We start from the raw sequence: 14,059 nt of genomic DNA on the forward strand, positions 1-14,059 counted from the left end.
GTCATTATGCCGTTTTTAGTTAAGTACCTGTTGTAAGACATCATGCAGTAAAAGGGGGATCACATGTCGTCAGTTCGTAATCGTTGCCCAAATCTTGGTTTTTCATTTTTGAATTCAAGCTGCTTAAGTCTATTGGCCCTCGGTTTATTAGCCGCACCTTTAAAAGCGTTAGAGGCGAAAACGCCTGATTTTGAAAACATTACTATCGAACTGAATGATGCCACCGATGTGACGCAGACTTTTCAGGAAGTGGGCCGCGGAGAAATGGATTGGCTGTGGTTTAGTTTGTATAAGGCCAGACTGATGACGGTAAATGGCCGTTATCAACAGGGGCAATATCCTCTGCTGTTAGATATTGAATATTATCGAGATATTGAGTCAGAGGATTTGCTCGAAGCGACAAAAGATCAATGGCAGCATCTAGCGTTTGCCGAAAATGATATCCAACGTTGGTTGGGTTTATTAAATGCGACTTGGCCCGATGTGAAGCAGGGCGACCATTTAAGTTTTAAGGTGATAGATGGACAAACGAGTCAGTTTTTCTTTAATCATCAACCACTCGACATTATCCATGATGCTAATTTTGCTGAGGCATTTTTAGCGATTTGGTTATCGAAAGCCACTAGTCGTCCTAGTTTGCGGGCGCAATTACTCGGAGAAAAACCATGCGATTGTTGAAACGGCTTGTCGGCCAAAAGTTATTTTTAGGTTTAATAATGATAGGGCTGTTGTCGAGTTGTTCATCGGTGGAAGTGACTGATTATAAAGACACTCATCCGACATTGGTTTTGGAGTCATTTTTTAATGGACCATTAAAAGCCTCTGGGGTCGTACAAGATTTTAGTGGCAAAGTAATCCGCAAATTCAATGTCATTATGGAAGCCAGTTGGCAGGGAAGTGAGGGGGTCATTAATGAATGGTTTGTGTATGATGATGGCGAAACTCAAACGCGTGTATGGTGCATTAAGGCACTAGGGGAAGGGCGATACTCAGGAACTGCAGGTGACATTATTGGGACTGCCGATGGCCAATCTAGCGGCAGTGCGCTACGTTGGAAATACGATATGTTATTGCCTGTGGATGGTGAGGAATATCAAGTTCATTTCGACGATTGGATGTTCTTAGTGAATGATAATACCATTATAAATCAGAGCGATATTATTAAGTTTGGCATCACAGTTGCTAAAGTCACTTTAGTTATTCAAAAATAGTCTCAGCAATTTTTAGTTAAGTTGGCTTACCCCAGTTTGTCTTGGATTCACTCTGTTGATTAAGACTTAAATTGGCTTAAACAGTATAACTTGGCTAATAACCCCCCTTTTTTCTGCATTAAAGTGTTGAAGTCAAACCAAAGTTGCAGCTAGGCATTTTTGCTAGTGGCATAAGTGATATATGGGGGTAAGGTTATTGCAACCCATTGTTTAAATTTAATTAATCTGAGCTTAAGTCTAAGTCTAAATAGATAGGGGGTAGTCGATGAAAAAACACGTTGTTTTATGGGGAGTATTTTTAAGTCTGTCGTTAACTGCTTGTTCATCTTTTGACTTTAAGTTTGAGGATCATTCTGAGAAACAAGTCGATCCTCATCAACCCGCAAGCGATCCTATGGTGCAAGATAATGAACGTCGTATTCGAGATGCGAGAAAAGACGGTCAGTTAGAATCCGATTTTCTAAAACCTAGGTATCCAGTTAAGTTTAAATAAGAAAATGCCTTAGGAATTCACTTCAACCTCAATACTTAACTATCAATAGCAAGTATTAAGGTTGCTAGGGGAGAGGCGAAGAACTAACCCGCTTGACGACTGTTATCTATCGATTTTTTGTCATAATATTCAAACGGAAACAGATTACGAATCCTTTGCTTTACATTGTCACTCACGTTGGCAGAAATGTGTAAGCGTACATCTCCTGATTTTTCAGCCCTAACAGTACAAGTCAGTTTTTCGGTTTTAGCGATTTGGCGGCATTCCCGTTCGAATCGTTCGGGGATCTTGCCCTTATGCTGAGTCATACGGCCATCTTTAAAATGCATTTCAAAAATAGTCAGACCTTTCTTGCCACCAAATATCAGTTTGTAAACGAGAAATATACCAATAGCGACAAAAATGAGTTTGAAAATATCGGCTGTCATAACGCCTCCTATCTTATGTTTATAGAACCAAGATACTCCCGAGTTAGTTGTTTTAACAGTGCGCTAACGCTCAATTTTGAATTGGCAATAAAATGATTCCAGCCTAGACTTAACTGGCTAAGGAAAAGTAACCCCTCAGTTAAGGAAAACGCCATGTACTTATCAAATGCAGATCGTTGGTCATTATTGTGTAAGAAGCAAATCGATGTTATCGAAAAACTTGCGACACATTTCCCCGAGAGAAAAGCACATCTAAGTGAACTCACTCAAGGGTGGCGCCATGTTCAACATCAAGTTCAAGCAGGTGATAGGCCTATGCCACTCGAGCTCATCAAATAAGCACGATTGAGTCATTTGGAACTAGATAGTTTGTATAAGAACGCAAAGCCACTCAATAATGAGTGGCTTTTTTATGTGGCGAATATAAAACTATCATTTATAGGGGTAAAGGATGAAGTGATTGTCTGTTGCGTGAAGTCAATAAATTATCTTATACGCTCAATTTGAGCGCTTATTGTGCCAGTATTGAGGGCGCTATCGTTATTACTGAGGGAAGTTCGTTGTGTTTTGCTTTGAAACACTTTAAATTTCAGATACAAAAAAGCCACTCATTGAGTGGGTTCATTGTTTATATGGTGCCGGCACCAAGAGTCGAACTCGGGACCTGCTGAAATTATCGAGAGTAAGTCAGTTGCGCTTTGTACTGAACACTTCAAATTTCAGATACAAAAAACAGATACAAAAAAGCCACTCATTGAGTGGCTTTTTTGTTTATATGGTGCCGGCACCAAGAGTCGAACTCGGGACCTACTGATTACAAGTCAGTTGCTCTACCAACTGAGCTATGCCGGCGTAAAGCACAGTAATAAACCCAATCGAATTCATTACCTTAAAAGTGGTGCCCGAACCCGGAATCGAACCAGGGACACGAGGATTTTCAATCCTCTGCTCTACCGACTGAGCTATTCGGGCAACTAAACTAAGCGTTAGTTAACTACTTTGAACTAAGTCGTGAAGACCTTGTTCGTTCGAAGTGCGCGTATAATATAGTGCTCGCTTTAGCTGTGCAAGCCCTTTTTAAGTGACTGATTAACTATTAAACAAAATGCGCTTATTTATTTGATTCTTTCGTTTTACCCTTATTTTACCGCTGAAAGTTTCAGCACTTTAACGCCAGTAGGTGTTCCTTTTGGCTGTTTATCCTAACTTCCTCATTTATTTATCTTCTATTTTGGAGAGAAAAATTAAGGTTTAAGCTCATTTGTTGCAAGCAAGGAGCTGTGGAGCGCAGTGGGTATTGTTGAGCTTTGATTGATGGAAGCGGAGCAACTAAGAGTAAGCGAGTGGCTTCATTGTTTTATATAGTGCCGGCGGCACCTAGAGTCGAACTCGGGACCTACTGATATTATCAAGAGTAAGTCAGTTGCGATTGACCACAGACTTTATTATTCAAATTTCAGATACAAAAAAGCCACTCATTGAGTGGCTTCATTGTTTTATATGGTGCCGGCACCAAGAGTCGAACTCGGGACCTACTGATTACAAGTCAGTTGCTCTACCAACTGAGCTATGCCGGCTTAAATCTTTACTGCAATTTTTACTACAGAATAATGGTGCCCGAACCCGGAATCGAACCAGGGACACGAGGATTTTCAATCCTCTGCTCTACCGACTGAGCTATTCGGGCAACTAAACTAAGCGTTAGTTAACTACTTTGAACTCGATGGCTAAGCCGTATCGTTCGAAGTGCGGCTATATTAGCTAGGGTGTTTGACCTCTGCAAGTGCTTTTTCCTGATAAATCACTCGTTCGGCTGTTTAATGCACATCTTGGGTGTTTTTTATCTCTTATTCTGTGAATTCAGTTCAATTTCATTCGTTGGCTGTATTTTTCAAGTCAGAGGGATACTGATGTTTACTATAGCTTTGTGCTCACAGATCATGATTTTTGGCTTACTTTCTAAAATTTAGAAAGATATAAGCGATTTTTACTGATTTTAGTTTTTAAATTTAGATTTATGATAATGAATATTATTTCATGGATAGCATGAAGAAAACGCGAGTACGGAGTCGCAGTATGTTTCGAAATAGTCAGTTTGCTTATGGAATTACCGCCATTGTGACCCATTGGTTGAGTGCGTTCGTCGTGATTGGGTTATTTGCAGTCGGTGTGTGGATGGTGGAGTTAACCTACTACAGTACTTGGTACAAGACTGCGCCGCATCTACATAAAAGTATTGGGATTCTGTTATTGGCTGCGACAATATTTCGTTTGGTATGGCGCTTAGTTAATCCCAAGCCAGTACCTGAGGCGAGTCATAAACCGTGGGGAAAGACGGCCGCACATTTGGCGCATTTTATTATTTATATCTTGCTCTTTGTCATCATGACTGCTGGCATTTTAATCTCAACCGCAGATGGCCGTGGTATCTGGGTGTTTGATTGGTTTGAACTACCAGGATTGGGACTTTTGTTTGAAAACCAAGCTGATATCGCGGGTGATATTCACCAATATGCGGCTTACAGCTTGATCGCGCTGGTCGTTATTCACGCCGCGGGCGCATTAAAACATCACTTTATCGATAAAGACGCCACCCTACTTAGAATGATTAAATTTAAACGAGGATAATACAATGAAAAAGCAACTGTTAAGCGTACTGATTGGTGTATCTCTATTGGCTCCTGTGGCGGCTTCAGCTGCTGACTATGTGATTGATCATGAAGGCGCTCATGCTTCTATTACATTTAAAGTGAATCACTTAGGTTATAGCTATGTGGTGGGGCGTTTTAATGATTTTAGCGGCGATTTTAGCTACGATGCGGCTAAACCAACTGCTATGAAAGTGAATGTCACTGTGAATACATTAAGTGTCGATTCAAACCATGCTGAGCGTGACAAACATATTCGCGGTGAAGATTTCCTTAATACTGGCAAATTCGCTAAAGCGACCTTTGCATCTACTTCGGTGGAAGATAAAGGAAATGGCGATTTAGTGATTAACGGTAACTTAACTTTAAATGGTGTGACTAAACCATTAGCGATCAAGGCCCATGCTGTGGGTGAAGGTCAGGATCCTTGGGGTGGCTACCGTGCCGGTTTTACGGGCACAACTACCTTTGCGATGAAAGACTTCGGTATCAAGATGGATTTAGGTCCAGCATCTAGCCATGTTGAATTAGATCTAGTGGTTGAAGGCGTGCGTAAGTAACTCTTTATTCTGCCATTTAGATAAACAAAAAGCGCCGAAAGGCGCTTTTTTGTAAGCTTTATACTTAGAGCCGACTAACGACCAGAATTAATCTTGGTCTTTTTCTGGTACAAAACCTTCAATTTCAACATCTTTACCTTCAAATAGGAAAGAGGTCATTTGTTCTTCAAGAAATTTACGATCATCAACATTCATCATGTTGAGTTTTTTCTCGTTGATCAGCATGGTTTGCTTTTTTTGCCATAGGCCCCATGCTTCTTTGCTGATGTTATCAAAAATGCGCTTACCTAAATCACCTGGATACAGTTGAAAGTCTAGGCCGTCGGCTTCTTTATTTAAATATACGCAATTGACTGTACGCGCCATGATTATTCCTTACTGACTGCGGATTGAACGAGTGATCCCAAATTGGCTAGCACGCGCTCGGTGGCTGCGGCGAGTCCCACTTTGGAAGGATGACTTATGTTATACCAGAGAGACTGGTTTTGTTCCATGACAGCGCCCACGCTCTGTTTATTGCCGAGGGTTTTATCGCCGTGAGTTTTATCTAAGTTAAGCATCATGGGCTGAATATCTAAATGAAAGTGGCTAAATGTGTGCCTAAAGCCAGTTAACCATTCGAGTTGCTGCGCATCAAACCCTTGCTCTTCAAGATGAGTTTCAAGGGTGGCTTGGGTAGCGAATTCAGGGAAACACCAGAGCCCGCCCCAAATTCCCGCTGGCGGACGTTTAGCTAGAAAGACTTGGTTGTCTTGCATCATCACTAACATCCACGCCGCTTTGGTTGGTATGGTTTTTTTAGGCTTTTTGCCTGGGAAATCGGTTTGTCTGCCAATCAGTTGAGCTTTGCAATCAATCGCTACAGGGCAAGCGGCACAGTTAGGTTTGCTACGAGTGCAAATACTGGCGCCGATATCCATCATGGCTTGATTATATTTCTGAATATCTTGCTGCGGTGTGAAGGCATCCGTCAGTTGCCAAAGTTGCTCTTCAACCGTCTTTTGCCCTGGCCAACCTGCGATTGCCCCATGTCTTGCTAATACACGTTTTACGTTGCCATCGAGAATGGGGTGATGTTGCCCAAGTGACAATGACAATACTGCGCCTGCCGTCGAGCGGCCGATGCCGGGTAGGGCGAGCACTTGTTCAAAATGTGTTGGAAATAATCCCTGATAATCATCGCGGATTATTTTGGCTGCTTTATGCAGATTACGCGCCCTAGCGTAATAGCCAAGACCGGTCCAATGATGTAATACCTCATCGTCTGGCGCGTTAGCAAGTGCTAACACATCGGGGAAACGCGCCATAAATTTAAGATAATAGGGAATAACAGTCGCAACCTGAGTTTGTTGCAGCATAATTTCAGAAACCCATACGCGATATGGGGTTTTATCTTGCTGCCAAGGGAGGGTTTTACGACCGTGATTGTCGTACCAAGAGACGATACGTGTAGCGAAGGAGGCTGTAGATTTCATCGGCGCAGTGTAGCGGCAGTTATCTTCTTAGACAAGCGTCAAAGATAAGTTGGCAAGGGATCTAAAGCTAAAAATCGCTGCTAAATTCGCACTCTTAAATAATCTTGGTATACTTTCGCCCCATTAGTGCTTGCACTGTATGTTGAACTTTGGATAATGCCCTTCTTTTATGATGGTGTTGTCCACTAGACGAGGCAAAAATGAGCGAAGTCACTACCGCTGAATTTAATGAAGAAGGCAAGTATCTGCGCAAGATCAGAAGCTTTGTCCTGAGAGAAGGTCGCCTAACCAAAGGCCAAGCACACGCTATTGAAAGCCAGTGGCCAACAATGGGTTTAGATTACAGCCCAGTGCCATTAGTACTGAGCGACGTTTTTGGTCGTGAAGCCGATACTGTGCTGGAAATTGGCTTTGGCATGGGCGCCTCTTTAGTACAAATGGCTAAAGATGCACCAGAGCAAAATTTCATTGGTATTGAAGTACATAAACCGGGTGTAGGCTCTTGCCTCAGTGATGCAGCCATTGCTGGTGTGACTAATTTACGTGTGTATCATCACGATGCCATGGAAGTATTAGAACATGCGATTGCTGACGGTTCATTAGCCCGAGTGCAATTGTTCTTCCCAGATCCTTGGCATAAAAAACGTCACCATAAACGCCGCATCGTACAAGCTGAATTTGCCGAACTTATTCGTCGCAAGCTAAAAATTGGCGGTGTTTTCCATATGGCAACTGACTGGGAAGAGTACAGCGAGCATATGTTAGAGGTGATGCAAGCCGCACCGGGTTATCAAAACCAGTCGGCCGACGGCAGTGTGGTGCCGCGTCCTGATCATCGTCCATTGACAAAGTTTGAAGCCCGCGGCCATAGACTGGGTCACGGTGTATGGGATCTGATGTTTGAGCGTATCGCTTAATCACGAACTCAATTTTAGCTAATTTTAAACACAAAAGGGAAAATCACTATGGCAACTAATCGTAGCCGTCGTTTACGTAAGAAAATGCGCGTTGATGAATTCCAAGAGTTAGGTTTCGATATGGCTTGGACTTTTGATGCATCAGTATCTGAAGCCGATATCGATGCAACTGTAGATAAATTCATCGATGAAGTGATCGAAACCCGTAAATTAGGTTTCCATGGCGGCGGCCACATCGAATGGGAAGGCATTATCGCCACCCAAACGATTGGTAAATGTACCGAAGAAGATATTGCTGCAGTTAAGGCATTCTGGGCGACCCAAAAAGTATCTCAGGTTGAAGTTAGCGAACTGTACGACATTTGGTGGGGTTAATGCCCGAGTTGGCATTACTTGAGGAAGTGGTCGAGAAAGTTCGACCCTTGCTCGGCCAAGGAAAGGTTGCAAATTATATCCCCGCACTGGCCAGCGTTGATGCTGGCAAATTAGGTATTGCCGTCACGACTGTTGACGGTGAAACTTTAGGTGCGGGCGATTACCTTGAGCCGTTTTCGATTCAAAGTATCTCCAAAGTTTTCAGCTTAACCTTAGCGTTAACTTTATATGAAGAAGCCGAAATCTGGAGCCGTGTTGGCAAAGAACCTTCGGGCCATTCATTCAACTCTTTAGTACAAGTCGAGTTAGAACGTGGCAAGCCACGCAACCCATTTATCAATGCTGGCGCGTTAGTGATTGCTGACTTATTGCAGAGTCGTTTAGGTGCACCTAAACACAGAATGCTTGAGTTAGTCAGGCAACTTAGCCAAAACGATAAAGTGTGTTTCGATAAACAAGTAGCAGATTCAGAATATCAGCATAGTGCGCGCAATGCGGCTATCGCTTATTTGATGAAGTCCTTTGGTAATTTTCAAGGTGATGTTGATACTGTGCTGCGCACCTATTTTCATTATTGCGCCTTGAAGATGAATTGTGCTGACTTGTCTAAGGCCATGTTGTATTTAGCTAATCGCGGCAAAAGTATCACAGGGACTGAGCTTATTTCTCAAGTGCAAACTCGGCAACTTAACGCTCTGTTGGCAACCTCGGGCTTATACGATGGTGCGGGTGAGTTTGCTTATCGTGTTGGTATGCCAGGTAAAAGTGGCGTCGGCGGCGGTATTATTGCCGTGATCCCTGGAGAACTGTCGATTTGTGTATGGTCGCCAGAACTCGATAATAATGGCAACTCACTTGCGGGCACAGCGATGCTTGAGCATCTAAGTCAGCGTCTCGGTCGTTCTATTTTCTAGTCTTATCTCTCGTTTTTTATTAGCACTATCAGACTAAATGTTAGCGAATTTCGCTAATGACCTTTTAGTGCTAACTTTCAAAATTCAACATAATCAAATTGTTATAAAGTTGGCACGTCTCCTGCTATAAGCTATTCACATGGTATAAGCTATTCAGTAGTTTAGGTTTATCGAATTATTCAGATTAAAGGACGAACAAAAATGAAATTAAATAAGTTATTAACTGGATTTGCATTATCTGGCGTGATTTTAGGGGCATCTAGCGTACAGCTGGCGCAAGCACAAATAGAACCAAAAATAGATGAGCGCTGTGAGGTCTCCTTAAATTATGACGTTATGGTCGAGCCTAAAAAATTAGTCATGAGCGAGAAGGGCACAGAAAAGTATCGTATCGAAGTTGACAAGTTATTTGTGGAAGGTAAGCAAGTTAACTTAACCGACAAGCAGAAAAAATTGGTTACTCAATATGCCGATGAAGTTTCGACTCAAGTGCCAGAAGTGATTGAACTGGTGAATGAGGCAGTATCTCTTGCTTCCAAAGCGGTTGGTATGGCCTTAACACCTTTAATGGGTGATGCCGCTGGTGCAAAATTTAATGAAATGATGGCTGGCGTTCAAAAACGGGTTGATTCAGTGGCTTACAAGAATGGTGATAGCTTCTATTTAGGGGCGACTGAATACTCGATGCAAAGTACATTTAACGATGAATTCGAGCAGGAAATGGAACAAATTGTCCAGAATTCAATTGGCGCAATTATGATGAACTTAGGTGGCCAAATCATGTCTGGTGGCGGTGAAAATTTTGAAGCTAAGATGGATACCTTCTCCCAAAAAATGGACAAGTTAGGCCAAGATATTGAGCAACAAATTGAGAGCCAATCTAAGGGATTAGAAGCTAAGGCTGACCGTTTGTGCGACCGATTTGAAAATTTGTTAGTGCTTGAAAATCAATTGCGCCAAGAAGTGCCAGAACTAGCACCTTATGTGTTGACACAAAACTCAACCAAGGAACTGCGTGAATAGTACTTGTAAATAGTTCTTGCGAATCGCCCTTAGTTTTAACTGCAATAACTTCTATCTCCTTGTGCATGAGTCAAACTTGAATGCTACGCCCCTAGTCAATTTATCGACTAGGGGCTTTTTTATTGGCTACGGTTTAATCGTGGTGACAACCCTTATGGCTAAGTTGATGTGGCTTATAGGCTAGGCTTGCAGCGATTTAGTTCGGAATGTTACAGTCTAGAGACGAATATTTGGTATACTCTTAAAATATAATTAAAAGCTGGCATATCAGTCAGATATAACCCCCTACTTTAGTGGACTTTTTCGGTCTAAATCTCTGCGTTATATCATTTTGATGCGAGATATCAATGCTATGGTTATTTTTAAGCGATGATTACGCTAACCATAGCTGCTCACCGAAAGTTAATATCATTGTCGTAAACAGCTTAAGGCGACTTCCATGTTAGAACTGTTAGAACCTATTGCGATTTTTACTCATGTGGCCAGAGCAGGTAGTTTTAGTGCCGCCGCAAGAAGGCTTGGGATCTCTAAGTCTAAGGTCAGTACACAAGTCGCCGATCTTGAACATAGACTTGGTGTTCAATTAATTCAACGTACCACCCGCAGCTTAAGTCTGACTGAAGCAGGGCATTTGCTGTATCTGCAAGGTGAAGAACTGCTGCGTGACGCTGAACAAGCGATAGCCAGCGTGCATAACTTAAATGATGCGACCCGCGGCGTGCTTAAGGTGGGGATTTCCCAATCCTTTGGAGTGATGCATATCATTCCTGCGTTGCCATCTTTTATGGCAAAACATCCTGAGCTTGAGCTACAAGTGAGCTTACTGGACCATAAAGTGGATGTCGTGAGCGAAGGCTTAGACTTACTGTTAACTATGTCTGAGCAATTACCGCTTGGCATGGTTGCTAGACCGCTGATGAAGTGCCAATTCCTGTTAGTTGCTTCGCCTGGCTATATTGCTCAACATGGCGAGCCAACTCGACCTGAGCAGCTAGTTGACCACAACTGTTTGGTCTATCAAGGAGAGTGGCACGAGCACAGCATGTGGCAATTTAAGAAGGGTGATGACTACTGTGAAATTGGCGTATCGGGTAATTTCAGGGTGGATAATGCGCCTGCATTAAAATCTGCTGCAATAAGTGGTCTTGGAGTTGTGTATCTTGCGAGTTATCTGATGGAAGATGAAATTGCCAAAGGGACATTAGTGCCTTTACTGAAGGATTGGCAATTGACCCACCATCTGCCATTGCAGGCGGTTTATCCCCGTCGTAAGCACTTAGCACCTAAGGTTAGTTCTTTTATCGAATTCATCAAAGATCACATAGGGACGCCACCGTATTGGGATGCTCCCTATGTCGAATTATTCAGTAAACGTCAGTAAAATAGGAAACATTGTTCTCAAAAGCAGTCTTATGTGGTTTTAAATTGGGCAGGTACTTTTCTGGTCATTTAAAATCAATGCTTTAGGTTGAGTTAATGAGTACATTTGTTGATGGTTTTTTAGGGGTTACTAAAGCACTTTTTTATAACATCCTTGAACTCTGTTCTTAATTGAATACAATGGTGACAGTTGATTCGGAATGATCTGAGTCCTATACGTTTATTGGAAATGACCCCTTTCAATTTTTGTGTACAGGTCGGCATTAATGCAGTTTTGGATCACAGCCAACAGAAGTTTGAGAACTAAAACAATGTTGGCTCTTTAAACCATCATCCTAGTTTTTGGTTTACCTCAGCCTTATCGCTGAGGTAATTTTTTATTGATGGTTTGTGCAGCCTTGGGCAAGCGTTTTGTCTCTCTGTACCCTAAAGTCGCAACTGTGTGTTAAGTGTGTGAAGGCGAGTGCTAAAGCATAAATTAATACAACAAATATAGTGACCCACAGTGAGAAGGGTTCTGTTATCTAACGGGATAATGGTACCAATAAAAAAGCCACTTTCGAGTGGCTTTTTTATTGGGCGTAGCTATATATGTCGCTTTAGTCGTGAAGCAGGTTAACAATGCTTCACGACTCAGCATTAAGGCATTAAAACATTAGGGTATTAGGCCTTCTTCTTACTGGCGATCCAGAGATCGACTTGTTGTTCTAACACATCCAGTGGCAATGCGCCGTTAGCAAGTACTAGCGTATGGAAGTCGCGGATATCAAATTGACTGCCAAGCTGTTGCTCTGCTTTATGTCTTAGCTCTAGTAGTTTAATCATACCTACTTTATAAGCTGTCGCTTGCGATGGCATAACGATATGGCGTTCAACCATTTTCACCGCATCTGATTTAGCATTTGGCGTATTGTCCACGTAATAGGCAATGCCTTGCTCGCGGGTCCACTTTTTAGCGTGGATACCAGTATCAACGACTAAGCGACAGGCACGCCACAACTCCATTGCTAGGCGACCAAAGTCAGAGTAAGGATCGGCGTAGAGTCCCATTTCTTTTGGGAAAGATTCGCTATATAAACCCCAGCCCTCAATATACGCGGTATAGCCCCCAAACTTACGGAACTTAGGAATATTTTGCAGTTCTTGGGAAATGGCTATCTGCATATGGTGACCCGGAATACCTTCGTGGTAGGCCAGCGCCTCCATTTGGTATTTTGGCATGGCTTTCATGTCATATAGGTTTGCATAGTAGCTACCTGGACGCGAACCATCCGGTGCCGGTTGTTCATAGAAGGCTTTACCCGCGGATTTTTCCCTAAAGGCTTCAACCTGCTTCACTACCATGGTGGCCTTAGGTTTTACTTTGAACACTTCATCCAAGCGCGACTTCATATTGTCGATGAACTTAGTCGCCTCAGCTAAATAGGCGGCTTTACCTTCGGCGGTATTGGGGTAGTAGAACTGGGGATCGTCACGCATAAAGCTAAAGAATTGCTGTAAATCGCCTTTAAAATTGACCTTCTTCATAATGGCGCGCATTTCATTATGGATACGTTCCACCTCAGAAAGGCCTAAGTCATGGATTTGATCGGCGGTCATATTTGTGGTGGTAGTGCGGGCCAAAGCATTATTGTAAAAGGCCGCGCCATTAGGGAGTTTCCACGCACCATCGCGGTCGTCAGCTCTGGTTGCTAAGGTTTTGATGTAACTGATGAGCTTGTTATAGGCGGGCTCGACTTGGGTCACTAGTGCTTGCTCAGCCTGTTGAATCAGTGCTTGCTTTTCCGTTTCTTGAATCGCTAGTGCGTTCACTTTACGGCGAAAATCTGCGAGTAGCGCGCTGTCGTCGCCCTTATCAAAAGGCGCACCTTTGATGATGTTTTGGCTGTCTGAAATCACATAAGCGAATACAAACTTAGGCGCGATAATGCCTTTGTCTGCGCGAACGGCTAATACTGTCTGTAGTTGATTTAAGCGTTTTGGCACGCCATTCAAGCGGCTGATATAGGCCTTGGCATCGCTGACATCTGTGATTTGATGTTGGTTAATCAAGAAGGAGGCGATCATAGAGTGGCCGCCATACATTTGATTTACAGGATAATTATGATAGCGCCATTGGTCATCTTCGATGTCATTTTGCAGATTTTGCTGCAGTAACGTAAGGCTAAGGTTTGTTTGTGGATCGAGTTTGGCCGCATCAATCTGATTGACCCGCTCCAGTTGTTTTTTTGTGCGAACTAGGGTTTTATCATCAGCGGCATCACCCAGTTCATCCCATTTATCATAGTCTTGCTTGATCCCCATATAGGTCTGCGAAATGGGGCTCGCCATGATGTTTTCCATGAAGATGGTTTCGAACAGAGCATTGGCTTTTTCTGACTCGGTTTGTGCTATTGCATTCACAGGTTCGCTTGCACTGTGTAAGGCTGGCGCAGTTGATGCTGCATACGCGGGAATGGTCAGTAGAGCTGAAAGGGTCAGTGCGACTAAGCTGATTTTAGTTTTTATTGGCATGATCAGGCTTCCTAGATTGATTTGCATCAATACTAAAGAAGCGGAACAAGAATGTATGGATATTAGTGTTAGAAAATGTGTTAGCAGTAATAGTGTTAAACTGTACTGTTAGTTACTAACA

At 42.8% G+C, this 14,059-nt stretch carries 15 protein-coding genes and 4 tRNA genes; 11 read left to right on the top strand and 8 right to left on the bottom strand.

Annotated features, from left to right (window positions below):
* Positions 1-63: 63 nt before the first annotated feature.
* From L5M40_RS16615 to L5M40_RS16625, 3 genes are all read left to right on the top strand, one after another.
* The gene (locus L5M40_RS16615; RefSeq protein ID WP_263177044.1) at positions 64-678 is read left to right on the top strand and encodes a chalcone isomerase family protein; all 615 of its coding nucleotides are present in this window, start codon (positions 64-66) and stop codon (positions 676-678) included.
* Positions 666-1,211 carry a DUF3833 domain-containing protein gene (locus tag L5M40_RS16620; RefSeq protein WP_263177045.1) on the top strand — a complete coding sequence of 182 codons (546 nt, stop codon included), beginning with the start codon at positions 666-668 and terminating at the stop codon, positions 1,209-1,211. The genes L5M40_RS16615 and L5M40_RS16620 overlap by 13 nt, the downstream gene beginning before the upstream one ends.
* A gap of 265 nt (positions 1,212-1,476) precedes the next feature.
* A complete protein-coding gene (locus L5M40_RS16625; RefSeq protein WP_113939410.1) occupies positions 1,477-1,704 on the top strand; it encodes a hypothetical protein in 228 nt (75 codons plus the stop codon).
* Between the two features lie 83 nt (positions 1,705-1,787).
* On the opposite strand, the gene L5M40_RS16630 is transcribed toward L5M40_RS16625, so the two are convergent.
* Positions 1,788-2,132, bottom strand: a complete 345-nt coding sequence (locus tag L5M40_RS16630; RefSeq protein WP_105251862.1) for a DUF3634 family protein — start codon at positions 2,130-2,132, stop codon at positions 1,788-1,790.
* A gap of 153 nt (positions 2,133-2,285) precedes the next feature.
* Here L5M40_RS16630 and L5M40_RS16635 point away from each other — a divergent pair, with 153 nt between their 5' ends.
* On the top strand, positions 2,286-2,471 hold the full coding sequence (locus L5M40_RS16635; RefSeq protein ID WP_105251863.1) for a hypothetical protein: 186 nt from the start codon (positions 2,286-2,288) through the stop codon (positions 2,469-2,471).
* A gap of 437 nt (positions 2,472-2,908) precedes the next feature.
* Here L5M40_RS16635 and L5M40_RS16640 read toward each other — a convergent pair.
* The 4 genes from L5M40_RS16640 to L5M40_RS16655 form a co-directional block, all read right to left on the bottom strand.
* Positions 2,909-2,984: transfer RNA gene (locus L5M40_RS16640), tRNA-Thr, on the bottom strand.
* A gap of 44 nt (positions 2,985-3,028) precedes the next feature.
* Positions 3,029-3,104 (bottom strand) — tRNA-Phe (locus L5M40_RS16645).
* Positions 3,105-3,633: 529 nt separating this feature from the next.
* Positions 3,634-3,709, bottom strand: a tRNA-Thr gene (locus tag L5M40_RS16650).
* A 34-nt stretch (positions 3,710-3,743) separates the two neighbouring features.
* Positions 3,744-3,819 (bottom strand) — tRNA-Phe (locus tag L5M40_RS16655).
* A 389-nt stretch (positions 3,820-4,208) separates the two neighbouring features.
* Between L5M40_RS16655 and L5M40_RS16660 the strand changes: the two genes are divergently transcribed.
* Together L5M40_RS16660 and L5M40_RS16665 are read left to right on the top strand one after the other, a co-directional pair.
* Positions 4,209-4,760: a cytochrome b gene (locus L5M40_RS16660; RefSeq protein ID WP_263177046.1), complete on the top strand. Its 552-nt coding sequence runs from the start codon at positions 4,209-4,211 to the stop codon at positions 4,758-4,760.
* Positions 4,761-4,764: 4 nt separating this feature from the next.
* Positions 4,765-5,340, top strand: a complete 576-nt coding sequence (locus L5M40_RS16665) for a YceI family protein (RefSeq protein WP_263177047.1) — start codon at positions 4,765-4,767, stop codon at positions 5,338-5,340.
* An 87-nt stretch (positions 5,341-5,427) separates the two neighbouring features.
* Here the strand turns inward: L5M40_RS16665 and L5M40_RS16670 are convergent, their stop codons facing one another.
* Both L5M40_RS16670 and mutY read right to left on the bottom strand, forming a co-directional pair.
* On the bottom strand, positions 5,428-5,706 hold the full coding sequence (locus L5M40_RS16670) for an oxidative damage protection protein (protein ID WP_011788659.1): 279 nt from the start codon (positions 5,704-5,706) through the stop codon (positions 5,428-5,430).
* A gap of 2 nt (positions 5,707-5,708) precedes the next feature.
* Positions 5,709-6,815: an A/G-specific adenine glycosylase gene (gene mutY, locus L5M40_RS16675; protein ID WP_198572672.1), complete on the bottom strand. Its 1,107-nt coding sequence runs from the start codon at positions 6,813-6,815 to the stop codon at positions 5,709-5,711.
* A gap of 200 nt (positions 6,816-7,015) precedes the next feature.
* Between mutY and trmB the strand changes: the two genes are divergently transcribed.
* The 5 genes from trmB (at position 7,016) to L5M40_RS16700 (ending at position 11,425) form a co-directional block, all read left to right on the top strand.
* Positions 7,016-7,732 (top strand): tRNA (guanosine(46)-N7)-methyltransferase TrmB, encoded by a 717-nt coding sequence (trmB, locus tag L5M40_RS16680; protein WP_105251866.1) that lies wholly within the window; start codon positions 7,016-7,018, stop codon positions 7,730-7,732.
* 48 nt (positions 7,733-7,780) lie between these two features.
* On the top strand, positions 7,781-8,107 hold the full coding sequence (locus tag L5M40_RS16685) for a YggL family protein (RefSeq protein WP_028761293.1): 327 nt from the start codon (positions 7,781-7,783) through the stop codon (positions 8,105-8,107).
* Entirely contained in the window at positions 8,107-9,021 is a 915-nt protein-coding gene (glsB, locus tag L5M40_RS16690) for a glutaminase B (protein WP_113939414.1), read from the top strand. Before L5M40_RS16685 ends, glsB begins: the two co-directional genes overlap by 1 nt.
* A 201-nt stretch (positions 9,022-9,222) precedes the next feature.
* Entirely contained in the window at positions 9,223-10,044 is an 822-nt protein-coding gene (locus L5M40_RS16695; protein WP_263256952.1) for a YggN family protein, read from the top strand.
* Positions 10,045-10,483: 439 nt separating this feature from the next.
* Positions 10,484-11,425 carry a LysR family transcriptional regulator gene (locus L5M40_RS16700; protein ID WP_006082526.1) on the top strand — a complete coding sequence of 314 codons (942 nt, stop codon included), beginning with the start codon at positions 10,484-10,486 and terminating at the stop codon, positions 11,423-11,425.
* Between the two features lie 662 nt (positions 11,426-12,087).
* On the opposite strand, the gene L5M40_RS16705 is transcribed toward L5M40_RS16700, so the two are convergent.
* Positions 12,088-13,938 (bottom strand): DUF885 domain-containing protein, encoded by a 1,851-nt coding sequence (locus tag L5M40_RS16705; protein ID WP_263256954.1) that lies wholly within the window; start codon positions 13,936-13,938, stop codon positions 12,088-12,090.
* Positions 13,939-14,059 lie beyond the last annotated feature (121 nt).

Origin of the sequence: Shewanella sp. SM68 (assembly GCF_025653925.1) — a bacterium.
Classification (GTDB): domain Bacteria; phylum Pseudomonadota; class Gammaproteobacteria; order Enterobacterales; family Shewanellaceae; genus Shewanella; species Shewanella oncorhynchi.